General features: G+C 70.1%; 21 protein-coding genes. 9 read left to right on the top strand and 12 right to left on the bottom strand.

Annotation, left to right across the window (positions count from 1 at the left end; genetic code table 11):
• From lspA to AB1578_12120, 9 genes are all read left to right on the top strand, one after another.
• Positions 1-598 (top strand): signal peptidase II (gene lspA, locus AB1578_12160; GenBank protein ID MEW6488650.1); only part of this gene is annotated, 598 nt, incomplete at its 5' end.
• Positions 599-603: 5 nt separating this feature from the next.
• Entirely contained in the window at positions 604-2,514 is a 1,911-nt protein-coding gene (locus AB1578_12155; protein ID MEW6488649.1) for a heavy metal translocating P-type ATPase, read from the top strand.
• A gap of 43 nt (positions 2,515-2,557) precedes the next feature.
• Positions 2,558-3,004: a response regulator gene (locus tag AB1578_12150; protein MEW6488648.1), complete on the top strand. Its 447-nt coding sequence runs from the start codon at positions 2,558-2,560 to the stop codon at positions 3,002-3,004.
• A complete protein-coding gene (locus AB1578_12145; protein ID MEW6488647.1) occupies positions 3,001-3,549 on the top strand; it encodes a TlpA disulfide reductase family protein in 549 nt (182 codons plus the stop codon). The genes AB1578_12150 and AB1578_12145 overlap by 4 nt, the downstream gene beginning before the upstream one ends.
• A gap of 49 nt (positions 3,550-3,598) precedes the next feature.
• Entirely contained in the window at positions 3,599-4,000 is a 402-nt protein-coding gene (locus tag AB1578_12140; protein ID MEW6488646.1) for a metalloregulator ArsR/SmtB family transcription factor, read from the top strand.
• Positions 3,997-5,685: a right-handed parallel beta-helix repeat-containing protein gene (locus AB1578_12135; GenBank protein MEW6488645.1), complete on the top strand. Its 1,689-nt coding sequence runs from the start codon at positions 3,997-3,999 to the stop codon at positions 5,683-5,685. The genes AB1578_12140 and AB1578_12135 overlap by 4 nt, the downstream gene beginning before the upstream one ends.
• A gap of 116 nt (positions 5,686-5,801) precedes the next feature.
• Entirely contained in the window at positions 5,802-6,212 is a 411-nt protein-coding gene (locus tag AB1578_12130) for an Rrf2 family transcriptional regulator (GenBank protein ID MEW6488644.1), read from the top strand.
• A gap of 134 nt (positions 6,213-6,346) precedes the next feature.
• Complete coding sequence (gene lnt / locus AB1578_12125) at positions 6,347-7,885, top strand: apolipoprotein N-acyltransferase (protein MEW6488643.1); 1,539 nt, start codon at positions 6,347-6,349, stop codon at positions 7,883-7,885.
• A gap of 112 nt (positions 7,886-7,997) precedes the next feature.
• Complete coding sequence (locus AB1578_12120) at positions 7,998-9,200, top strand: ATP-binding protein (GenBank protein ID MEW6488642.1); 1,203 nt, start codon at positions 7,998-8,000, stop codon at positions 9,198-9,200.
• A 53-nt stretch (positions 9,201-9,253) separates the two neighbouring features.
• Here the strand turns inward: AB1578_12120 and AB1578_12115 are convergent, their stop codons facing one another.
• The 12 genes from AB1578_12115 to AB1578_12060 all read right to left on the bottom strand — a co-directional run.
• Complete coding sequence (locus AB1578_12115; protein ID MEW6488641.1) at positions 9,254-9,658, bottom strand: hypothetical protein; 405 nt, start codon at positions 9,656-9,658, stop codon at positions 9,254-9,256.
• A gap of 160 nt (positions 9,659-9,818) precedes the next feature.
• Positions 9,819-10,148, bottom strand: a complete 330-nt coding sequence (locus AB1578_12110) for a hypothetical protein (GenBank protein ID MEW6488640.1) — start codon at positions 10,146-10,148, stop codon at positions 9,819-9,821.
• A 298-nt stretch (positions 10,149-10,446) separates the two neighbouring features.
• Positions 10,447-11,463 (bottom strand): divergent polysaccharide deacetylase family protein, encoded by a 1,017-nt coding sequence (locus tag AB1578_12105; GenBank protein MEW6488639.1) that lies wholly within the window; start codon positions 11,461-11,463, stop codon positions 10,447-10,449.
• Between the two features lie 123 nt (positions 11,464-11,586).
• The gene (locus AB1578_12100) at positions 11,587-12,363 is read right to left on the bottom strand and encodes an undecaprenyl-diphosphate phosphatase (protein ID MEW6488638.1); all 777 of its coding nucleotides are present in this window, start codon (positions 12,361-12,363) and stop codon (positions 11,587-11,589) included.
• 53 nt (positions 12,364-12,416) lie between these two features.
• A complete protein-coding gene (locus AB1578_12095) occupies positions 12,417-12,962 on the bottom strand; it encodes a DUF882 domain-containing protein (protein MEW6488637.1) in 546 nt (181 codons plus the stop codon).
• Positions 12,963-12,974: 12 nt separating this feature from the next.
• Positions 12,975-13,778 carry a DsbC family protein gene (locus tag AB1578_12090; GenBank protein MEW6488636.1) on the bottom strand — a complete coding sequence of 268 codons (804 nt, stop codon included), beginning with the start codon at positions 13,776-13,778 and terminating at the stop codon, positions 12,975-12,977.
• A gap of 59 nt (positions 13,779-13,837) precedes the next feature.
• Entirely contained in the window at positions 13,838-14,530 is a 693-nt protein-coding gene (locus AB1578_12085; GenBank protein ID MEW6488635.1) for a TlpA disulfide reductase family protein, read from the bottom strand.
• A gap of 89 nt (positions 14,531-14,619) precedes the next feature.
• Positions 14,620-14,862 (bottom strand): zf-TFIIB domain-containing protein, encoded by a 243-nt coding sequence (locus AB1578_12080; protein MEW6488634.1) that lies wholly within the window; start codon positions 14,860-14,862, stop codon positions 14,620-14,622.
• A gap of 42 nt (positions 14,863-14,904) precedes the next feature.
• Positions 14,905-16,395 carry a hypothetical protein gene (locus AB1578_12075; protein ID MEW6488633.1) on the bottom strand — a complete coding sequence of 497 codons (1,491 nt, stop codon included), beginning with the start codon at positions 16,393-16,395 and terminating at the stop codon, positions 14,905-14,907.
• Positions 16,396-16,436: 41 nt separating this feature from the next.
• Positions 16,437-18,650, bottom strand: coding sequence for a cytochrome c3 family protein (locus tag AB1578_12070; protein MEW6488632.1), 2,214 nt, complete (start codon positions 18,648-18,650; stop codon positions 16,437-16,439).
• 85 nt (positions 18,651-18,735) lie between these two features.
• A complete protein-coding gene (locus AB1578_12065) occupies positions 18,736-21,078 on the bottom strand; it encodes a heavy metal translocating P-type ATPase (protein ID MEW6488631.1) in 2,343 nt (780 codons plus the stop codon).
• 27 nt (positions 21,079-21,105) lie between these two features.
• Positions 21,106-21,617 (bottom strand): peptidyl-prolyl cis-trans isomerase (locus AB1578_12060; protein MEW6488630.1); only part of this gene is annotated, 512 nt, incomplete at its 5' end.

Genomic DNA, 21,617 nt, shown 5'->3' with positions numbered 1-21,617 from the left:
CGGCTGGGGCCGGCCCCCCCCCCCGGCCCAACGACCGCCCTCGGAGCATCGCGACAACATGCAGCGGAAATTCGTTCTCTTCCTCCTGGTGGCCGGGCTGGCCGTGGTTCTGGACCAGGCCACCAAAACGTGGGTTTCGAGCAGCTTTCGGCTCTTCGAGTCCCGGCCGGTGGTGGAGGGTTGGTTCCACCTCACGTACCTGCGCAACCCAGGCGCCGCGTTCGGTCTGTTTGTGGGGTTCCCGGAGGCGTTCCGGCGACCCTTCTTCCTGGCGGTGACCCTCCTCGCCTTGACCGGGATCCTCGTCGCCGTGTGGCGCCTGCCGCCGCGAAGGCCCTGGCTGCTGGCGGCGCTGGCCCTGGTGTTCGGCGGCGCCGTGGGCAATCAGGCCGACCGGCTGCTGCGCGGCGAAGTCGTGGACTTCCTCGACGTGTTCTGGCGGGGCCACCATTGGCCGGCCTTCAACCTGGCCGACAGCGCGATCAGCCTCGGCGTGACGGTCCTGGTCGTTGCGGAGCTGTTCGGGACGAGGACGGTCAACCGCGGAGCCGCGGCGTCAGCGCGCGGGGACCCACGGATTCGCAAGACCTGGGAGTGATGGACATGGCGACCTGCTGTAGCTGCACGGCGGACGCGACGCCCCCGCCGCCACCCTGGCGCAACGCCCGGGTGCTCACCTCCGCCGGGTCGGGAGTTCTGCTCGCCGCGGGGTACGGAGGGAACCTCCTGGGCCTGGCGGCGCCGATGCCTACGGCGCTCTTCGTGCTTTCCACGCTCGTGGGAGGCTGGTACTTCGGCCGCGAGGCGATCCAGGAACTCTGGCAGGAGCGGGAGATCGGGATCGAGCTCCTGATGAGCACGGCCGCGCTCACCGCCGGGGTGATGGGCCAGTGGGGCGAGGCGGCCATGCTCGCGTTCCTCTACTCCATCTCCGAGGCCGCCGAGGGGTACGCGGGGGAGCGCGCCCGCCACGCCATCCGGGCCTTGATGGATCTCGCCCCCAAGACGGCGTCGGTCCTGCGGGACGGAAGGGAGGAGCGGTTTCCCGTGGAGGAGCTCCGGGTGGGCGACCTCTTCCTCGTCCGACCCGGGGAGGCGGTGGCCACCGACGGCGAAGTGGTCGAGGGGCGCTCCAGCGTGAACCAGGCGCCGGTGACCGGAGAGTCCGTGCCCGTGGAGAAGGCGCCGGGCGATGCCGTCTTTGCCGCCACGCTCAACGGCGAGGGCGCCCTCACCGTGCGGGCGACCCGGACCGCGGCGGACAACACCCTGGCGCGCATCGTCCGGCTGGTGGAGGAGGCCCAGGCCAGCAAGGGCCGCAGCCAGCGCTTCATCGAGCGGTTTGGCCGGCGCTACAGTCCGGCGGTGCTCGCGGGAGGGCTGCTGGTGGCCGCGGTGCCGCCCCTGTTCGGCGCCGCCTGGGTCGAATGGGTCACCCGGGCCACGGTATTCATCGTGGCGGCCGCGCCCTGCGCCCTGGTGATCTCGATCCCCATCACCCTGGTCGCGACCATCGGTACCGCCGGCCGCCGGGGGATCTTGATCAAGGGAGGAGTCCACCTGGAGAACCTGGCCCGAGTGCGGGTGATGGCCTTGGACAAGACCGGGACCCTGACCCTGGGAGAGCCCCGGGTGACCGAGCTGGTCCCCCTGGGGGGGCGAAGCGCCGGGCAGGTACTCGCGGTCGCCGCAGCCGTGGAGGCCCGCTCCCAGCACCCCCTGGCCCTAGCCGTTCTGGAGCGGGCCCGGGAGGATGGGATCGCGGTTCCGGTGGCCAGCGACTTTCGCTCCCTCACCGGAGCGGGCGCCCGAGCCCGGATCGGGGGCGCCGAGCACCACGTGGGAAGCCCCCGGCTGTTCGCGGAGCTGGGCGTGGATCTCTTCGAGGTCCAGGCCCGCATCGAGAATCTGGAAGAAACGGGCCAGACGGTGGTGGCCGTGGGGACGGCCGAAGAGGTCCACGGCCTCTTCGCCATCGCCGACCCCCTGCGACCCGAGGCGGCGGGCGCCCTCACGGAGCTCAAGCGGGCCGGGATCGAGCGCGTGGTCATGCTTACCGGCGACAACCCGCGCGCCGCCCGGGCCATCGCCGCCCAAGTGGGAGTGGACGAGATCCACGCCGAGCTCGACCCGGGGGGAAAGACCCGCAAGGTCGAGGAGCTCGACCGCCGCTACGGCCGCGTGGCCATGGTGGGCGACGGCGTCAACGATGCGCCGGCCCTGGCCGCGGCCCACGTGGGAATCGCCATGGGGGCGGCGGGTACCGACGTGGCCCTGGAGACCGCGGACGTCGCCCTCATGGCCGACGACCTCTCGCGGCTGCCGTACCTCGTGCGCTTCAGCCGGCGCACCTGGGCGGTGCTCCGGCAAAACCTGGTCCTTTCGGCCCTGGTGATCGGCGCCCTGGTCCTGGGCGCCGTGACCGGGTCCCTCTCGCTGCCCGCCGCCGTGCTCGCCCACGAGGTGAGCGAGTTCATCGTCATCGCGAGCGGCCTGCGCATGCTTCGGGCCTGATCGTTCTCAGGCCCTCAACGATATCTTGGGAGGAGAGACGATCGTGACAGCCTCGCAGGAGATGGACCCCCCACTGCAGCGTCCCGTCGTTCTGGTGGCGGAGGACGACGAAGCGGTCCGGGAACTCGCCAGGAAGGTGTTGGTCGAAGCCGGCATGGAGGTGCTCTGCACCCGAGACGGGTGCGAAGCGGTGGATCGGGTTCGCGCGGAGGGTGGGCGGATCCGCGTCGTCGTGCTGGACCTGATGATGCCGGTAATGGACGGAAAGACCGCGCTCCGGAAGATCCGGCGCCTTCAGCCCGATCTCCCGGTCGTCGTCGCGTCCGGACTCGACGGCCGGCAGGTCTTGGGTCCCGAACTCGCGGCCCAGGTCGCCGTGTTCCTCCGGAAGCCCTACCGATCCGTGGAGCTCGTGGAAGCGCTCAGACGGGCAACGAGGGGGGATCGAATGCCAACCGCAACGATGGAACTGCAGGGAGGTCGGTCATGAGAACGTGTGGACGGCTATGGCTCTTCTTGGCTGTGACCGCGGCCAGCGTGGTCCTGGGAGCTGCGCCCCGGCCTGCCGGGGCGGACGGGGAGTGGGTCGGCAAGGCCGCACCCCCCTTCGAGATGGAAGACCTCAACGGGAACCCCTTGAAATTGACCGAACTCCTCGGGCGGAAGAAGGTGGTCTGGCTCAACTTCTGGGGGCTTCGCTGCTCCCCGTGCATCCTGGAGCTTCCCGCCCTCGAGACGATCTATCGGCAGTACGAAGCCAGGGGACTCGAACTGATCGCGGTCGACACGGACGGCGTGGATGCCGAGTTCATCCGAAAGCAGATCGACGCCCGAGAAGACCTGAAACCGCTGCGCGCCTCGTTCCCGGTGGCCCCCGACCCAGAGTTCGCGGTGATCGACGCGTACGGTCTTATGGGCGCGCCCCTCAACATGATCATCGACAAGAAGGGCGTCATCCGGTTTCGCCACGAGGGGTACGAACCGGGGGACGAAGGGCGATACGTCGAGGTGCTGGAGGGCTTGCTGGCGGAGTAGCCTGCCGCCGGTGAGGCACTTCCCTGTTCTTGGGTCGGTGGAGGACCGGATGGACCGAGACGAGATGATTCCCGCCAAACCCCTTGCCGCAGGGCGCGGCGGCGTGGACCTCGGCCGCCTCTCGGTGGAAGAGCTGGCCCGCGGCTTCTGCACCCTCGGGAATCCGATCCGTCTCGGGATCCTGCTGGCCGTCGGCGGCAGCGAGTTCTGTGTCACCCAGCTGGTTCAGCGGTTCGACGTCACACAGGGCGCTGTGTCCCAGCACCTGCGCCGTTTGCGGAAGGACGGGCTGGTCGTGACCCGTCGAGCCCACAAGAACGTGTACTACCGGTTGAACGAAGCGGCGATGCGGGCCCTCCTTCTCGATGGGCTTCGTCAACTGGCGGAGCCGCAGGCGTGCCGGGCTGCGGGGCGATCTGCCGCGCGTCGGGACGGGGGCGGCGGGGGGTGAAGCGGCTTCCGGTTCCGGTGGGCCTTGCCCTGCTCCTCCTGGGGCTCCTTCCCCGTGCGGCGCACGGCTACGGCGGCGCGCTCGCCGGGGACCACACCTGGTCCGGGGAGGTCCGGGTCGAGGAAGACCTCCGGATCCCTCCCGGGGTGGTCCTCACGATCCTCTCCGGGACCCGGATCGTGTTCGCCCCCTCCGAGAGCGCCAAGGTGGAACCGGCGGAGTGGAGCCCCGGGACCGAACTCGCCGTGGAGGGGACCCTGACCGCGCTCGGGACCCCGGAGGCGCCGGTCACCTTCGAGGGAGACGGCCCGTGGGGAGGCCTGGTCGCCGCACCCGGCAGCCGGGTCCATCTGCGGGAAGCGATCCTCCGGGGCGCCGAGACGGGTCTGTTGTGCGTCGGCGCCGAGTGCCGCATCGAGCGAACGCGCGTCGAGGGTGGGGAGTACGGGCTGGCTTTCGGCCCGGGGGCCGCTGTCACGGCCGAGGGGTCCGAGATCGTAGAGTGCCGCGTGGGCGTGCTCGACGTCCGCGACCGGCCCGAGGCTCTTCCCGGGGTGTCGGTTCGAAGCGCACGGGACACCCCGCGGCTGGTGCTCCCGGCTGCGGCCCCGGAGGTGACGCTGATGCAAGTCCCGGAGCCGATCGGGCCCCGGACGGAGTACCTGGGCGGCTACACCGTCGAGGCGGACGAGACGTGGCAGGGCCGGGTGATCCTCTCCGGACGGGTGACCGTGGTCCCCGGGGCGGTCCTCACCCTGGCCCCCGGCACCCGGGTCGCCTTCCGCAAGACCGACACCAACGGTGACGGCCTGGGAGAGGGCGAGCTCCTCGTGCTCGGGGGCATCCGCAGCCTCGGCCGACCCGAGGCGCCGGTGGTCTTCGAGTCGGCGGAGCCGACACCCCGCGCCGGGGACTGGGACAAGGTGAGCCTGATCGCCTCGGACGACCCGGACAACCGGCTCGAGCACACCGTGTTCCGCCACGGGACCCAGGCGCTCCATGCCCACTTTTCCCGCTTCGCCGCCCGGGGCTGCACCTTCGCGGACAACCTGCGGGCTCTCCAGTTCCAAGAGAGCGAAGGGGCCCGGGTGGAGGCCTGTGTCTTCGTCAACAACAAGCAGGCGCTCCGGTTCCGCGACTCCCGGGCCGTGATCACGGGCAACCGCTTCTCCCGAAACCTCTTCGGTGTCCACGCCTTCCGAGCCGAGCTGGAGTTCACGGATAACGTCCTGGAAGGGAGCGCCCTGGGCGGATTTCTTGCCAAGGAGAGCCGGGTGATCTTCGAGCGCAACCGACTCGCCGGGAGCCGCGACGGGGTGCGGATGAAGGACCCCGGCTCCTGGGTGCACCTGCGAGGAAACCGGCTGGAAGGGTTTGCCGAGGATGCCATATCCCTCAGCCAGGTGGAGGGCACCGTGGAAGGCAACGCCATCGAGCACGCCGGTCTCGACCTGGTGAGCGTAGAGGACGCGTCCGTGACCCTGCATCGAAATCGCCTCGGCGCGGCAGGCCGCGACGCCCTCCACCTGAAGGGATCAGCCGGAGTGGACGCCCGGGAGAATTTCTGGGGTGCCGCCGACCCGGCCGGCCGCATCCACGATCGGGCCGACGACCCGACCCTCGGGGCGGCTGCCTGGTCACCGGTTCTGGCCGAGCCGCCCCGGCTGCATGAGCCGACGCGGTAGGCCCGAGTTGCCCGGGCGAAGACCGAGCGACGCGCCACAGCGTGCGAAGCGGTCTTCCCCGAAGTCGGGGCACGAATCGACACTCCTGCCCCTTGCACGTTTGAAGAGGGAACCCGATGAACGTCACGCGACGAACCATGTACGGACTGCAAGCGGCCGTCGACATCGCGGCCCATCAAGCGGAGGGGCCGGTCAAGCTTCGGGAGATCTCGGCGAGGTTGGGGAGGAGCAAACCATTCCTGGGGCAGATACTGGCAGCGTTGAACTTCAGTGGCATCCTCGAGACCCGACGCGGCCCGCACGGCGGGTACCTGCTCCGGAGATCAGCCACGGAAATCACCCTGTTCGACATCCTCTCGATCACGGAGGGCCCGATGCGGCTCGTGCCCTGTGTCGGGACCCCAGGTGGGGCAGACGAGGCGTGCCCCTTTGCGGGGCGGTGCCCCGCCGGTCCCGTCTGGGCGGACATCCATGACCAGATGCTGAACCTGTTCCGAGGGGTGACCCTCCACGACCTCTGCGGTTGAATACCTGCCCGACGCCCCTCGGGGTCGAGTCAAGGTCATTGCTCCGTAGGTCTCGACCGCGGTCCGCCGGTTCCGGCCGCTTGCGACGTGCTCGGCTCGGCGAGGAGCGAGAGAAGCGGCAGTCGGGTTGCCGGATGCCGTGGCTCGTGGCGGCCGGCGCCTCGGGCGCCCTCCTGGCCCTCGCCTTTCCGCGTCCCGCCGTCGAGGCGCTGGCCTGGGTGGGGCTGGTGCCGCTGCTCCTCGTGGCCGGGCAACGGCCCTCTTGGAGCGGCATCGTCGCGGGTTTTGTGTGCTTCGCGGCGGTCCTCTCCTGGGTGACCCACCCGCTCACCCGCTACGGCGGTCTGCCCTGGGCCCCGTCGGTGCTCCTCTACCTCCTCCTCGCGGGCTACCTGGCCCTGTACGTGGGGGCGGTCACCTGGGCGACGTGCCGGCTCGACGGGAGGCTCGGGGCGCCCCGGTGGCTCGCGTTTCCCGTGCTCTGGGTCGGCGCGGAGCACGCCCGCTCGTTCCTCCTGACGGGCTTCCCCTGGGCCCTGCTCGGGTACTCCCAGCAGGGCTCCCTCGCGCTTCTCCAGTCGGCCGACCTCGCGGGGCCCTACGGTCTGAGCTTCCTCCTGGCCCTGGCCAACGCGGTGACGGCCGACGCCATCCGGGCGGCCCGCGGCCACCCTCGAAGACCCCTGCCGTGGGGAGGGATCGGGGCCCTCGCGGCGCTCCTCGCCCTGACCTGGGGCTACGGCACGTGGCGGCTCGCCCGGGAGCCGGAGGGGGCCGGGCAGCCCCTCCGGGTGGCGGTGGTCCAGGGGAACGTGGAACAGGCGGTGAAGTGGGACCCGGCCTTTCAGCGCGAGACCATCGGTCGCTACACGGAGCTCTCGGCCAGTTCCGGAGCCGAGCGGGCAGATCTGATCATCTGGCCGGAGACGGCCGTGCCCTTCCGCTTCGACGAGGGCGATCCCTTGGCCGAGGAGGTGCGGAGGACGGCCCGGGAGACGGGAGCCTTCCTGCTCTTCGGCGCCCCTCGGCGCCAGCTCGCCGACGGGCAGGAGCGGTACTTCAATAGCGCGTTCTTGCTCGGTCCCGGGGGCGAGTCGGCGGGCGTCACGGACAAGGTCCACCTGGTGCCCTTCGGGGAGTACGTGCCGCTCCAAAGTCTCCTGCCCTTCGCGGAAAAGCTGGGAGCCGGCGCCGGGGATTTCTCGCCCGGCCGAGCCGAGCTCCTCCCTGCCGGGGACGCCCGGCTCGGCGTGCTCGTCTGCTTCGAGGCGATCTTCCCGGCGCTCGCCCGCGACCTCGCGGCCCGGGGCGCCGACCTGCTCGTCAACCTCACCAACGACGCCTGGTTCGGCGACACGGCAGCCCCCTACCAGCACCTGGGGATGGCCCGATTCCGCGCGGTAGAGAACCGCGTCTGGCTCGTTCGCGCGGCCAACACCGGGATCAGCGCCCTGGTGGATCCCGCGGGCCGGGTCGTGGGAAGCCTGCCACTCTTCCAGGCAGGCCGGATGGATGGCGTGGTCCGAGTGGGTACATCCCGCAGCACGGGGTACCAGGGTTGGGGCGGCCGGTTCCCCGCCGGGTGCCTCGCCCTGTCCCTCGCGGGGTTGGCCGCGACCGTCGTTGTGGGACGGCGGCCGGGGCCGCGCCTGCGGCTCGCCCCCGGCCCGTGAGCCCCGGGACTTCGCTCCGCCGCAACGGTTCCGGGCTCGCCGGGTCTACCGCCGAGGCCCCGGGGGAGGTCCGGAGAATGAGACGCCCACCCCTGCTTCCCAGGGAGAGAGCATGAATCTTCGCCACACTACCAGGCGAGAGCTGGCGCTGGCGGCGGCGGTCGTCGCCCTGGTGCTCGGGATCTCCGCCCTCCACTACGGCACCCGGACGGGCGTGCCGCTCCTCCACGACACCTTCCGGAAGCTCTACTACTTCCCGTTGGGCCTGGCTGCCGTGGGGTTCGGGCTGCGCGGGGGGCTGCTGGCGGCGGCGGCCGTGGCACTGCTCTACGCGCCCCATATCGCGATGTCCTGGAACGACATGGGTCGGGAACTCGCCAACCGGGTGATGGAGGTGATCCTCTACTTCGCCTTCTCCGGGTTCCTCGGCTACTTCTCGGACCAGGAGCGGACGCTTCGCCTCCAGCTCGGACACGCGTACCGGAAGCTCCGGGAGCAAGCCGACACGATGCTGCGGGTCGAGGAGCACCTGCATCGAGTCGAGCGTCTGGCAGAGGTCGGCCGATTGGCGGCAGCCGTGACCCACGAGGTCCGAAACCCTCTGGGTGGGATCAAGGGCGCCGCCGAGATCCTGAAGGGGACCATCCCTCCGGGACATCCCCAGGCCGAATTCCTGGGAATCCTGGTGCGGGAGACCGACCGGTTGAACCAGGTGGTGGAGGACTTCCTCGACCACGTCCGACAACCCTCCGGGGAGAGGGTAGAGGCGGTGGTGGACCTGGGCCAGCTGGTGCACCAAACGGCGCGCCTGGTGGAGGCCCAGGGGCGGGCTCGGGGCGTCTCCCTCCAGGTGGAATCGGGCGGGGCGGTCAGGGTTCGGGGCTCCGAGGGGGAGCTGCGGCAGGTGCTCCTGAACCTGCTCCTGAACGCCGTCGAGGCCACGCCCCAGGGCAAGGGGGTGTGGGCGCGGGTGGAGACCCGCACGGGCACGGTGACAGGTGCGGAGGGGCGCCGAGTCGAGGGAATCCTGAGAGTCGTGACTGTAGAGGACGAGGGACCGGGGATCCCGCCGGAGGACCTCGCCCGCGTCTTCGACCCCTTCTACACCACCAAGACTGGGGGCACCGGCCTGGGGCTCGCGATCTCCCAGCGGATCGCCCGACTCCACGGCGGCTCGATCACCGCGGAGACCCGGCCCGAGGGGGGCGCCCGCTTCGTCCTCTCGCTGCCGGCCGCCGGTAGCGAGAGCGGGGTGAACGCGATCCCAGAGGCCGCCCTACCCGGGCCGGACGGAAGGTCGCCGCCGGCCAAGTGACACCGGCCCGACCCGGGGAATGGGTTCTCTGCGAAACGGCGTCTGCCCAGAGCTCACGCGGCTCGCACGGCGCACCGCAGTGACGGAACCGGCGCCGGCTCGCCGTGGGTCCGGTCGTAGCACGCCAGCAGCCGTTCGAGCCACTGTCTGCTCACCCTTGGCGCCCGGAGCGCCAGCCAGTGCAGCGTCTCTCGAGCCCGCCCCACCACGTCGAACGTGCCGTCGCAGAGCTCCCGGCAACTGCGCTCATGCGGCCTCCGCCCCGGGGAGGCGGCCTCGGCGACCGCCTCCCGGGGTTCGAACCGGTAGTCTGCCGCCGCCAGGCGTTTGGCACCGGCTCGGATCTGGCCATCGAAGTCGCACTGCAGGTCGCCGCAGACGATCTCTTCCAGGCCCAGAAAGTAGGCGACGTTCCACTCTTCCCGCGTCAACCCGGATGGACTGGGGCTTTCCGTCATGGCTCGCTCTCTCCGGCCAGGCAACTCCCCCGGCTCGACACCTCCGCCCGATCCCCGCTCGTCGTGGGTTGCCTGTGAGGGCAGCCCGCGCGAGCTGACCGGGGCACATTTGGGGCAGTGTGGCCGCCCCGGAGGAGGGAGAAAACACGGGATGACATCGTCAACGGAGTACCGTGGCGCTGATCCGTACGCACCCGTTCCTCGGCGCCGCGGGCATCGTCGCATGCGGCGGAACGAATTCGCCGACTGCGTCCGCCATGCCGAGCCTGTCGAGCTTCCCGATCGTGTCCCGCGCCCAGTGGGGATGGAGCCCGAGACTCACCGCCAGTTCGGCGAAGTGCTCCGATTGGAGCCACTCTCTGGCTTCTTCCCGCCGGTCCGGATCGCCCGGCACACCGGCGTACCCTTCTCTCACCGCCTGCTCGATGACGGCGAGCCAGAGACGCTGCTCGGGGGTCGGGTCAGGAAGTTGGCCGCGGAGGATCTTCACGGCCCAGACCGCCTGGCGCCGCTGTTGAGGCGGGGTGGCGCTCTCAGATCGTTTGCCCATGGTTTCCACCCTCCGGGTCGTGGTTTTCGTCACTCGCCTCCCTGGAGGAAGGTACCAACACGCGATGAGGCCACGATGAGCCCGACATGAGAAGTCGATGAACAAGCCGCCTCGTCCGTTGCCGCGGTGCGTCACTCCACGGGAGGACCCGGTGGCTCTGAAACCCGCTCCGTACAGGGCACCTCTCCCCTTCTCCCCAGGCCCCCGTTGGGCGCCATTCCGGGCCGCGGCACGGCACTCAGCTCCCACCACTCGGCGTCACCAACTCCCCCAGAGGGACCACCCGCACACCCTCGGCCCGGATGCGCGCGGCGGCCTGCCGCAGGGCTTCCAGGGTCTCCGGGTACGGGTGCCCGATCGCTACGGCGCGCCCGTTCTGGCGTGCCTTCGCCACCGCCGCGTCGATCTGCCGGCCGATGGCCTCCACTTCCCGATTATTGTCGATGAACACGTCCCGGCGAACCGTGGCGAGGCCTGATTCCCGGGCCACCGTCGCGGCCACGGTCGCGGGCGAGGTGACGCTGTCGAGGAAGAAAAGCTCTCTCTTCGCCAACTCGTCCATCACCCACCGCAGGGGTTCTTCCAGTTCGGTAAAGCGGGAACCCATGTGGTTGTTCACCCCGGACACGCCCGGCACGGCGGCGAGGTCCTCGGCCACCGTGCGGCGGATGTCCGGCTCGCTCATCCCTTCGAGCAGGGCTCCCCGGCCGGGGTCGATCTCTGGATAGCCGCGGGGCTGCATAGGGAGGTGGAGGAGAAATGCTCGGCCCCGGTCCCGGGCGGCCTCGGCCACCTCCCGGCTCTGACACAAGTGGGGGATGATCGAGGGCGTGATCGGGATCTCCAGGTCCAACAGCGCTTCGGCCCGCCCGAGGTCTCCGCCCAGGTCGTCGACGACGACCGCGAGCCGAGGGGGCGGCGGTGGCCACCACAGCTCGACGACGTGGAGCGTTTCAACGACCCGCACGGAAAAGCGCATGGAATAGTCGCCGTGGGTGATCGGGACCACCGAAAGGGCCGGTTCGTCTCGGCTCGCGACCTCCACTTGCCGAAGGAGTCGCTGGGCCGCCTCCCGGTCCTCGACGAAGACCCGGGTGATTCCGGAGGCGAGGAGCCCGAGGAAGGACTCGACCTTCGCCCGGGGATCGCGTTCGGCGGTGCGGACCGGAGCCGGCGCACGGGGCAAGATCCGAACCAAGTGCCCCGCCAGGAGGCCCGTTGCGGTGGTCAACAGGGCCACCCAAAGCCACGGCATGACTCGCTTGCTGCGACGACGAGGCTGCCTGGGCTTGCCGGTGGCTCCCATGAGAAGTTCTCCTGTCTCGGTGTCTGAGGCTCTCAGGCCGAATGCCGGCCCGACGTCGTGTTCGCGGGAGTCTCACGGGCCTACGATCAGGTAGCCGGCCCCCAGCGTCCAGCAGTACACCGCGAACCACCGTAGCCGGCCGTTTCGGATCACCTTCATCAGGAAACGGATCGCCCACAGGCCAGAGATGCAAGCCGCCGCGGCCCCTCCCACATAGAGAGACCAGTTGGTCCCGCCGGTGACGACCATCTCGGGTAACCGGAGAACCAGAGCCCCCAGGATCGCCGGGACAACCAACAGGAAACTGAAGCGGGCGGCGTCTTCGCCGCGGATCCCCAGTAGGGTGGCAGCGGCGATCGTGGTGCCCGAACGGCTGATCCCGGGAATGATGGCCAGTCCCTGGGCCAACCCGATACCGAAGGCCCGCCGGAATCCGAGCCGTTCCAGACCGTCGCCGGGACGGGCCAGGGTCTCGGATACCCACAACAGCGCCCCGGTGAACAGGAGCATGGCGGCCGCAAACCGGGGTGCCTCGAACAACGCCTCCAGCGGGCCCTTGAACAGTACGCCCACGACACCGGTGGGCACCGTACCCGCCACGAGCCAAAGAAGGAGCTTGCGGTGTCCCGGGTCGCCCCCGCGCCGCAGACAGGACAGCAACGCCGTCACGTCGGTCCGAAAGTACACGAGCACCGCCACCAAGGTGCCCCCGTGCAGGGTCGCGTCAAACGACGCCGCCGGCTCCTGAAAACCAGGCAGCAGGCTCTGTGCCAGCACCAGATGCCCGGAAGAACTCACCGGAAGAAACTCCGTGAGCCCTTGGAGAATACCGAGTAGGACGGCGTACATGGGCCTCGTTTCCTATCTGGGTCTGGGGCCCGCGCCGCGCCCTTCCGCGCGACTCACCCTCTCCACGAACGCACCGGCCCGGTGTCGATGTGGACGAAGGTAGGGTAGGAACCCACGCCCCCGGCGGCGAGGGAACGTGCGAGCTGGGCGAGCTTGCGGTTCGAGAGTCCGGGAATCAGGAAGTCGATCGCTTTGCCCTCCAGGTGCAGGCTGTTCTTGGCCACACCGCGCCCACGCTTTCGCAGTTGCTCGTTGTAGGCGGGGGACCGGTACCCCGAGATCACCCGCACGCGTCGGTCGGCGCCCGTGCTGCGCCACAGGTCGCAGAGCAGGTCCAAGGCCCCGGGATCCATGGCGACGACCTCGTCGCGGTAGTGACAACGGAAAAACCGGTTCAAGGCCGCCAGGGCCTCGGGGTCATAGCGACCGTCCGCCCAGTAGACCGAGTCCACGCGTTCCCCGGTGTGGGCATCTTCCAGGGAGAGCTGGCGCTGCTCCGGGAGGAGGGGCACCGCAGCCGCCCGGCCCGCGGCCAGGAGCGCCGCGGTCCCGAGGAGGCCCGTGCAGAACGCTCGGCGCGAGATGCCCGCGGCGCGCACCGCGATGTCGCCTCAGCCGGGGCCGGCCGCGCCGGCTGCGGCGGCCTTGGCCGCGGCGAGCGCTTGGAGGATCTGCTCGGCGGTCTTGGCTCCGGGGACGACGCTCCCGTCCGGGAAAACCAGGGTGGGGGTCGAGCGGACCCCGAGGCTCCGGCCCAGGGCTAGGTTCGCCTCGAGCTGCGCAGGCTCGCACCCCTCCGGGACGGCGATCTCCTTTCCGGCCATGGCGTCGTCCAACAGGGCGGAAGACTTGGCGCAGGCGATCGCCTTCGCCTTGTCGTAGGACTTCGGATTGATGCTGTAGATCTTCACGTAGAAGGCCACGTCCTTGCGCTTCTCTGCCGTCTCGGCCAGCACCGGGTGGAGCTTGCGGCAGTAGGGGCAGTCGGGGTCGGTGAAGACCGCGACCTTGTTCGGGGCCGCCGGGTCCCCGATCACGATGGCGTCGTTCAGGGGGATCTTCGCGAAGTCGACCCGGTTGAGCTCGATCATGCGCCGCTGGGTCAGGTTCTCCTTCGTGACGAGGTTCAGGAGGTTGCCGGAAAACAGGTACTTCTTGGAGAAGTCGACGTAGACCGGGCCCTTCTGGCCCTGCCCGCTCTCCACGTCCACCTCCCATTGCCCGGGTACCTCGCTCGGTTCGACGCCCAACACCTTCAGGGGCAGGCCTTTGAGCAGGGTTTCGGCTTCCTCGCGGCCGAGGGTGTGGCACGCGCTGCAATCCCCGGCGGCTCCGCTCTCCTTGGGAAAGGCCTGGGCCGAGCCAGCGGCGGCCAGGGCGAGCAGAAGGGAAACGACGACCGACGATGTTCTCATGACTACTCCTTCTTCGGTTTGGGGAGCGCCTTCCCGAGCGCGACGCGGTACGCGTCTCCTCACGAGCCGAGCAAGCGGTCGAGCTCGGCCCGAAAGACCTCAGGGTCCAACCTGCCCGCGTGGTTCCAGCGCACCGTGCCGTCGCGGCCGATCAGGAACAGGCTCGGGGTACCGGTCACTCCGTAAGCGTCTGCGGCTTCGAACTTGTTCCCGTCCTTCCGGTCCATGGCCATGGGAAAGCCGAACCGGTTCATCTGCCAGTAGCGCGTGGCTGCCTTCGCCATGTTCTCGCCGTCAATGTTGACGGTGAGCACACGCAGCCCCTTCGGCGCGTACTGCTGCCCCATCTCGTCCAGGAACGGCAACTCCTCCTTGCACGGCTCGCAAAAGAGGGACCAGAAGATCAGGAGCACCGGGCCGGGGTTGGTCTTCGCGTCGAGTCCGATGGGATTGCCGTCGGGGTCGCTCAAGGCGAAGGGCCTGGCCGGCGAGCCCACAGGCAGAAGCCCTGCCGTGGCGGACGCCTGAGTCGGTTTGCTCTCGCTACCGGAGGCGTCGCCCGGCTTGGGACACGGGTCCGCCCCGGCGGGCCCGCAGTCCTGCCGCTCGAGGAGGGGCAACGCCTCTTGCCCGGGCTGGAGCAGAACGTCGCCCTGCGCAGGCGTCCCGCCCTGCGCCGGGCCTCCCCAGGCGAAGGCGAGGGTTGCCACGGCCATTAAGACAAAGCGGTTCACGAAGGATGGGTTCGTCATCGCGATTCCTCCAAGGACTTCACGCGCGCTGCGGTGACCCGTGCTGCTCAATCGAACACGTCGAAGAGGTCTCGAAGGAGGCCCTTGCGTCACCGGTGCCCGGACCGATATGGGTCTCGGTGCTTCTGGCCGTGCTTGTCCCCGGTTGCGGGGGGAGGGTCCTGCACCCGCCCCCCCCTGGGCATCTCGGATAGGTCCTCCGCCGAGCGCTCAATGATCTTGTCCAGCTCTCCTCGATCGAGCCAGACGCCCCGGCAGGAGGGGCAGTAGTCGATCTCGATCCCCTTGCGCTCGGCCATCTTGAGCTCTTCGATGCAGTTCGGGCACTTCATGGGTCACTCCTTCTCTTGAGACCCGTCCGGTCTTGGCGAGGGTCATGCCCCGGCGGCCAGCACGCCCCCGAGCGTCAGGAAGAGGACCGCGAGCCCGAGCTTCACCCAGGCGACGTGGCGGCGAAAGAGCCCTTCCAGGCTGCGGGAGCTCACCCCCAGGTAGGCCACGGTGAACACGCCCGCCAGAGGCAGGATGAAGGCCAGGTTGTAGAGGACCAGGTACCCCAGCGCACCCAGCCGCGCATCGGGGTTTCCGGCCACGAAGACCAGGGTCGGCAGGTACACTTGCCCGGTGCAGGCGAGCTCCAAGAGCGACACCGCGGCGCCGGTGCCGAAGGCCGCCGCGGCCGTGGCCCCGACCCCGAGGCGGGTACGGATCGAGGCGTGGATGCGTCGTTTGAGCAGCGCCGGGAGCTGGAGGACCGTGTCCCGGGCTCGGCCCCGCAGGCACAGCACGAAGTCGTACAGGTTCGCAGCCCCCAGGACCAGGGCCAGGAGGGCCGCCCCCCAGTAGACGGTACGCGCGGCGCCGCGGAAGCCGGCCAGACTCCGCACGGCGGCCAGGAGGCCGAGCCCGGTGGCCAGGTAGGTGAGGAAGACCGCCAGAGTGAAGCACAGCCCCACGGCCAGAACCTCCCCGCGGGTTCGGCCGGTATAGGTCAGGTACGAGAGCAGGAACAGGAGCGTGGCGAAGGCGCAGGGGTTCACCCCGTCCAGGAGCCCGGCCGCGGCCACGGCCGCGGGGCGGAACCCCCGATAACGCTCGAGGATGCCCGCGGCGGCCTGGGCCGCCCCGATCGCGGCCGCCTCGACCCGCTCCCAGGGGGACGGTGCGCCCGCCGCCGCGGCGACCGCGGCTTCGAGCGCTTCCCGGGTCACCTGGTCCCCGGTCAGGACCGCCGGCCCTACGTACACCGCCGGGGCCGCGAGCCGCCGGTCTTCGGGCACCCCGTAGGTCCGGTCGAAGCGCTCGTGGAGCACCTGGCTCTCCGCGTCCGCAGCGTCGTAGGTGCGCACGAGCAGCCGGTAACGGGTCGAGAGCCCCTCCAGGATCAGCCGTGTCCGGTCGCACTGGATGCACCCGCTACGGTGAAAGTAGACGACCTCCACCTCTCCCCCTTCCGCTGGGGAGGCTGCCGTCTCCTGGGGCACCCGAACCGACGGAGGCCCGTCGCTCCCGCCCCGGGCCGCCAGGTCGGCCACGGCGCCGAGCAGTTTCTCCCGGATCTCGGACTCCCCTCGGAACGCGCCGCTCGCGAGCACGATCAGGGGGACGTCGCCCTCAGGGAGCCCGAAGAGCCTCTCATAGGCCTCCATCCGGTGCGCGTTGGCCGGATCGTTCACCTCGAGCCGCTCGAGCTCCAGAGGGAACGCGAGCTCGATGCCAGGGAGCACCTCCTCCTCCACGGCGCGGCAGTAGTCGCACCCCTCGGCGTAGAAGAAGAGGCCGCGCACCTCTCCCGCGGCCGGGGCGAGCCCGGGCACGGCCAGGAGCGCCGTCAGGAGCCAGGAGGCGGCTCGGGCGATGGCCAAGGCCCGCCACCGCGAGCCGGGGATAGGGCCCGGGTTTCGAGTCACCGGTACGCCTCCTCGGGCAGCGTCTTGACCGTGGAGGTCGCGCGCAACGTCTGACGCGCCTGCTTCAGAAGCCCGGTGACGCGCTGGGCCAGGTCTTGGGCGAAGACCGGGTTGTGGACCGGGTTTCCCTTGACCAGGAGCTTCAGGTTCTTCTCGGCGCTGTTGACCAGGTCCTGGGCGTCGTACGTGTACCGGCCCTCGCGGATCGCCCGCAGGACCATCCGCTGGAGGTCTTGGAGCTCCGCGTCGAGCTCGCCGACCTTCAGGGTGTCGGCCGTCGCCTTCCACTCGTCCACCAGCGCGGCGTAGCTCGGGTCGTCGTCGTGGCACTCGAGACACGCCGCCTTAATGCCCTCGGGCGTGGTCTTCTCGCCCTCCACCACCTGTCCGTGACACTCGCCACAGGAGACGGCCTCTGCCATGGGGTTCTTCTCGCCCGTCACGTCGCAGCTCGCCTCGTTGCAGGCGTTCTGGCCGTTGAAGAGGTTGTGGTTCTCCTCGTGGCAGTCCTGGCACTCCACGGCCCCGGCGCCCGAGCCGTGGTGGCACGAGGAGCAGTTCGCGAGGAACGTCTGGCCGTGCTGGTCCCGCGGCGTGTGGCACTCGAGGCAGCCCATCCCCTCGTCCTGCACGTGGAGGTCGTGGGGGAACTGGACGCCGCCGAAGGGCACCGGCGCCGTCTCGATGCACTCCACGCAGGAGTGGCAGAGCTCCACGCACCCGGTTGGGGAGGCGACCTCCTTGGGGGTGTACCGGGGAAGCACCCGAGACTTGGACTCCTCGGCCCGTTCCCGGGCGTCGCCCAGGATCCCAAGGGCGTACTCCACGTTGTGCAGGCCGCGGCCGTTTCGCACGAAGGCCAGGTTCCGCTCGGCCACGTCGAGCGACCTCGCGGCGTCCGACGCTGCCCCGCTCTGGACCCGGCCCAGGGCCTGCCGGGCCTCCAACACTGCGCCCTCGGCCTTGATGGTCTCCTCGGTGAGGAGCTTCTTCCAGTGTTTCGCCATGTCGTCGTATCCGGTGCCGTGGCACTCGGCGCAGGCCTGGATCACGTCCGGGTACCGGAGGCGGAGGGTCCCCTGCGGCCCGGCCGGTGTCTCGGTCTGGGCCACGTGGCAGCTGCCGCAGTCGGCGTGCGCCTGGTACATGGGGCTGGGCGCGTCGGGGAGCCCCTCGGCGCCGGTTCCCAGGTACATCCTGCGGATGCTCTCGTGCTCCCCGAAGGAGTGGCACTTGACGCAGTTGGCGTCGTAGCGGTAGGCGCCGAAGCCCGCCGGCGCCACGACGGGCTGCCGGTCGGCGGGACCGGTCTCTCGGGCGATGCCGTGCTCGATCTCGGCGTGGCACCGCAGGCAGTCCACCTTGCGCAGGCTCACGTGGTCGCGGTGGACGGCTTCGCTTGTCTGCCGGCTCAGCAGGATCTTGGGTTCGGCGTGGCACTGGACGCAGACGTTGTCCTTCAGGTGGCCGTCGCCGGAGATGACGTCAAAGTGGCACTGACCGCAGGCGACCCCCCGGTCCAGGTACTCCTGGTGGACAAACGGCAGGCTGTCGTTGGCGTCGATGAAGAGCTTGGCCCGGGTCTGCACGTGGCAGGTCCGGCAGTCCGCCAGCTCCGGGCTCTCCGCCCGGTCGTAGAAGTGGCAGAGGAAGCAGGTGCTCTCGGTCACCGTGAGGTGCTGTCCCTGGACGATCTGGGAGTGGCAACTGACGCACCGGAGCCTCTTCCCCCGGCGCAGCTCCCCCAGGTGCTCCCGGTGGCTGAACCGGACCCCCAGGAAGGTCGTGTCGGCCGCGGTGAGGTCCGTCGCCGCGTGGCAGCCCTGCCGGAGGCAGCTGGCGTCGCTGATCTGGGTGTGCGGTCGCGGCGGGGCGGTGCCGGTGAGCTTCATCACCACGTGGGCCTGGGCCTTCCACTTTCCCTTGAGCTGGCCGAGGACCCCGGGCTCGAAGTGGCACTCGAGGCAGCTCACCTCCTTGTGGGAAGATTCCTCCCACGAGTCGATGTAGGCCTTCATGTTGTGGCAGAGGCCGCAGAACTTGGGCGAAGCGGTGGCCTTGAGCGCCACCGCCGCGAGCGCGACGGTCGCGACGAGCCCGATGGTGCAGAAGATGAGCAGGCCCTTCCAGTGCTCTTTCGTCCCCCGCAGGGTCGCGATGGAAAAGTCGCGGACGAAGTTTCGCAACAGGACCCAGAGCTCCCTCAGCATGGCATCCCTCTCCGGTCCGGGGCGGCGAGGCCTGCCAGCCTTTCGACCCGTGCCGTCGCCCCGAGATGTGCCTCTGTGCCGGCCTTCATCCCTCGTTCGCCCGCAGCAGCCGAAGCCCGTTCAAGACCACCAGGATCGTGGCGCCGGTGTCGGCCCCCACGGCCATCCACAGGGTGGCCAGCCCCGGCACCGCCAGGGCGATGAAGGCCGCCTTCACCAGGAGGGCGAAGGCGATGTTCAGGCGGATCACGGCCAGGGTCTGGCGGCTCAGGCGCATCAGGAACGGGAGCTTCCCCAGGTCGTCGGTCATCAGCGCCACGTCGGCGGTCTCCAGGGCCGTGTCGGTGCCGGCGGTGCCCATGGCGATCCCGACCGTGGCCGCGGCCAGGGAGGGCGCGTCGTTCACGCCGTCCCCCACCATGGCCACCTTGCCGTGGTCCCGGGCCAGCCGCTCGATGATCGCCACCTTGTCCTCGGGCATCAGTTCGGCGTGGACCTCGTCCACGGCGAGCGCCCCCGCGATGGCCTCGGCCGTGCCCCGGTTGTCGCCGGTGAGCATCACCACCCGTTGAATCCCGGCGCGCCTCAGCCCTTCGATCGCCCCGGCGCTCTCGGGCCTGAGCTCGTCGGCAATGGCGAGGATGCCAAGGGCCCTGCCGTCCCCCGCCAGGATCACCGCGGTCTTCCCCTGCCGCTCGAAGACCAGGAGCTGTCGGTCGAGCTCGGGATCGCAGGCGCCCAGGCTCTCGCACAGGCGGTGGTTGCCGATGTGGTAGGTGACGCCGTCCACCTCGGCTCGGGCCCCCTGCCCGGGGATGGCCCGGAACCCGGTGGCGTCGGGGGACGGGATCCCCCGCGCCTGGGCCTCCTCCAGGATTGCCCGCCCCAGGTGGTGCTCGGAGCGCTGCTCCAGCCCGGCGGCGAGCCGCAGGACCGCCGCCTCCCCCGTACCGTTCAGGCCCACCACGTCGATCACCCGGGGCACGCCGCGCGTGAGGGTGCCGGTCTTGTCGAAGGCCAGCACCCGGAGCGCCCCCGCCTCCTCCAGGTACACGCCGCCCTTGACCAGGATGCCGTGGCGGGCCGCCGCCGACAGGCCGGCCACGATGGCGACCGGGGTGGAAATCACCAGGGCGCAGGGGCAAGCGATCACCAGCAGCACCAGTGCCCGGTAGAACCAATCGGCGAAGGGCAGGCCGAAGGCCAGGGGCGGCACCGCAGCAACGAGGACGGCACCCACGATCACCGCGGGAGTGTAGATGCGGGCAAACTTCTCCACGAAGCTCATGGAGGGGGCCTTCTGGGCCTGGGCCTCCTCCACCATGTGGACGATCCGCGCCAGGGTGGTGTCCTCGCTCAGGTGGCTGACCTCCACCTCCAGGGCGCCGTTCTGGTTGAGGGTGCCGGCGAAGACCGGGTCGCCGGGGTTCTTCTCCACCGGCATCGACTCCCCGGTGATCGGCGCCTGGTTCACGTGGGAGCTGCCGGTCGTCACCCGGCCGTCGAGCCCGATCTTCTCCCCGGGCCGCACGACCAGGATCTCGCCGACCCGGACCTCTTCCACCGGGACTCTCTCGTCCCGGCCGTTGCGGCGCACCAGGGCCTCGGCCGGGGCGAGCTCCATGAGGGCCCGGATGGCGTTTCGCGCCCGATCCATGGTGTAGCCCTGGAGGAGGTTCGCCACCGAGAAGAGGAAGAGCACCGTCGCGCCCTCGAGCCACTCCTCGATGAGGGCGGCCCCGATCACGGCCACGGTCATCAGGAAGTTCATGTCGAAGGTGAGGGTGCGCAGGGCCAGGAGGCCTTTTTTGGCCACGAAGAACCCGCCGGCGACCATGGCCGCGATGTAGAGGGCGTCGGTGGCCCGGTGGGGGGCGTCCGCCCACGACGAGGCCAGCGCCCCCGCGATCAGGACGCCGCACAGGCCCGTCAGCAAGAGGTGGCGGTGCCGCTGCCAGAACGACTCGGCCCGGCGCTCCTTTCCCTTCTGGCGCACCTCCAGCCCGGTGCGGCGGACCGCCTCGACCATCCGGTCCGGGTCGATCCGGGTCGGGTCGTACTCCACCCGCACCTCCCGGGAGACCAGGTAGAACCGAAGCTGCTCCACCCCGGCGAGCTTGCCGAGCGCCTTCTCGATGAGGGCCGACTCGTCCGCACAGTCCATCTCGGGGACGACCAAGGCGACCTGGCGCAGACCCGGTGGCTTCTTGACCCGGTAGCCGCAGCGCACGATCTCCCGCTCCGCCGCCTCGCGCCGAAAGGCCCGGGGGTCGTAGGCGACGGTGAGCCGGGCGGCGGAGAAGTTGAGATCCGCCTGTTCCACGCCCTGGATCTTGGCTATGTCCCGGGCCAGGGTCGCGGCGCAGTCGGCGCAGTCGAGGCCTTCGATGGTCACCTCCCAGGTGGCCGTCTCGGACGCTTCGGTCATCCACTCGCTCCTTTCACTCGGCCCCGGTCACGGCCGGGCCGCCAGGCTCGCCGCCGCCTCGGCGGCCAGGGCCTGGAGCGTGCTCTCGTACACTTGGACCCCGGCCTTCTCCATGAGCCCCTCGTTCAGCCGGAGCCTCAGTTCCTGGTGTTTCCTGGCCAGCAGCTCCTCACGGATCAGGGCCTCGGCTTCCTCGAGGGGAATGGGCGCGGGCTTCTCCCGTTCGAGGACTTCGAAAAGGTACACGGCGCGGCCCCACTCGAACGGCTTGCCGATCTTCCCCACCGGGATGCCCTCGATGTACTCGTGGAGCCCGTGCTGGGTGACCTCGGCCAGCACGTCCGGCCCTTCGCCCACCCAGACGGGCTGCTGGGCCCGCACCGGGTCTTCGGAGTACTGCTGCGCTACCGCGACGAAGTCCTCCCCCGTGCCAAACAGGCGGGGGACCAGCCTCCGGTACGCCTCGTCGGCCTTCTCCCGGGCCCGGGCCGCGTCGTCCTCGGTCTCGCCGAGCCGGAGGACGAGGTAGCGGACCCGGG

The sequence above is a fragment of the Thermodesulfobacteriota bacterium genome (assembly GCA_040756475.1).
Lineage (GTDB): Bacteria > Desulfobacterota > Deferrisomatia > Deferrisomatales > JACRMM01 > JBFLZB01.
Note: the sequence above shows the minus strand (reverse complement) of the source record. Positions and strands in the feature narration are given on the sequence as shown.

Bases quoted from the DNA above. Each gene is read 5' to 3' on its own strand.
- AB1578_12155 (MEW6488649.1), top strand. From the start codon at position 604: ATGGCGACCTGCTGTAGCTGCACGGCGGACGCGACGCCCCCGCCGCCA.
- AB1578_12145 (MEW6488647.1), top strand. From the start codon at position 3,001: ATGAGAACGTGTGGACGGCTATGGCTCTTCTTGGCTGTGACCGCGGCC.
- AB1578_12140 (MEW6488646.1), top strand. From the start codon at position 3,599: ATGGACCGAGACGAGATGATTCCCGCCAAACCCCTTGCCGCAGGGCGC.
- AB1578_12130 (MEW6488644.1), top strand. From the start codon at position 5,802: ATGAACGTCACGCGACGAACCATGTACGGACTGCAAGCGGCCGTCGAC.
- lnt (MEW6488643.1), top strand. From the start codon at position 6,347: ATGCCGTGGCTCGTGGCGGCCGGCGCCTCGGGCGCCCTCCTGGCCCTC.
- AB1578_12120 (MEW6488642.1), top strand. From the start codon at position 7,998: ATGAATCTTCGCCACACTACCAGGCGAGAGCTGGCGCTGGCGGCGGCG.
- AB1578_12115 (MEW6488641.1), bottom strand. From the start codon at position 9,658: ATGACGGAAAGCCCCAGTCCATCCGGGTTGACGCGGGAAGAGTGGAAC.
- AB1578_12105 (MEW6488639.1), bottom strand. From the start codon at position 11,463: ATGCCGTGGCTTTGGGTGGCCCTGTTGACCACCGCAACGGGCCTCCTG.
- AB1578_12100 (MEW6488638.1), bottom strand. From the start codon at position 12,363: ATGTACGCCGTCCTACTCGGTATTCTCCAAGGGCTCACGGAGTTTCTT.
- AB1578_12090 (MEW6488636.1), bottom strand. From the start codon at position 13,778: ATGAGAACATCGTCGGTCGTCGTTTCCCTTCTGCTCGCCCTGGCCGCC.
- AB1578_12085 (MEW6488635.1), bottom strand. From the start codon at position 14,530: ATGACGAACCCATCCTTCGTGAACCGCTTTGTCTTAATGGCCGTGGCA.
- AB1578_12080 (MEW6488634.1), bottom strand. From the start codon at position 14,862: ATGAAGTGCCCGAACTGCATCGAAGAGCTCAAGATGGCCGAGCGCAAG.
- AB1578_12070 (MEW6488632.1), bottom strand. From the start codon at position 18,650: ATGCTGAGGGAGCTCTGGGTCCTGTTGCGAAACTTCGTCCGCGACTTT.
- AB1578_12065 (MEW6488631.1), bottom strand. From the start codon at position 21,078: ATGACCGAAGCGTCCGAGACGGCCACCTGGGAGGTGACCATCGAAGGC.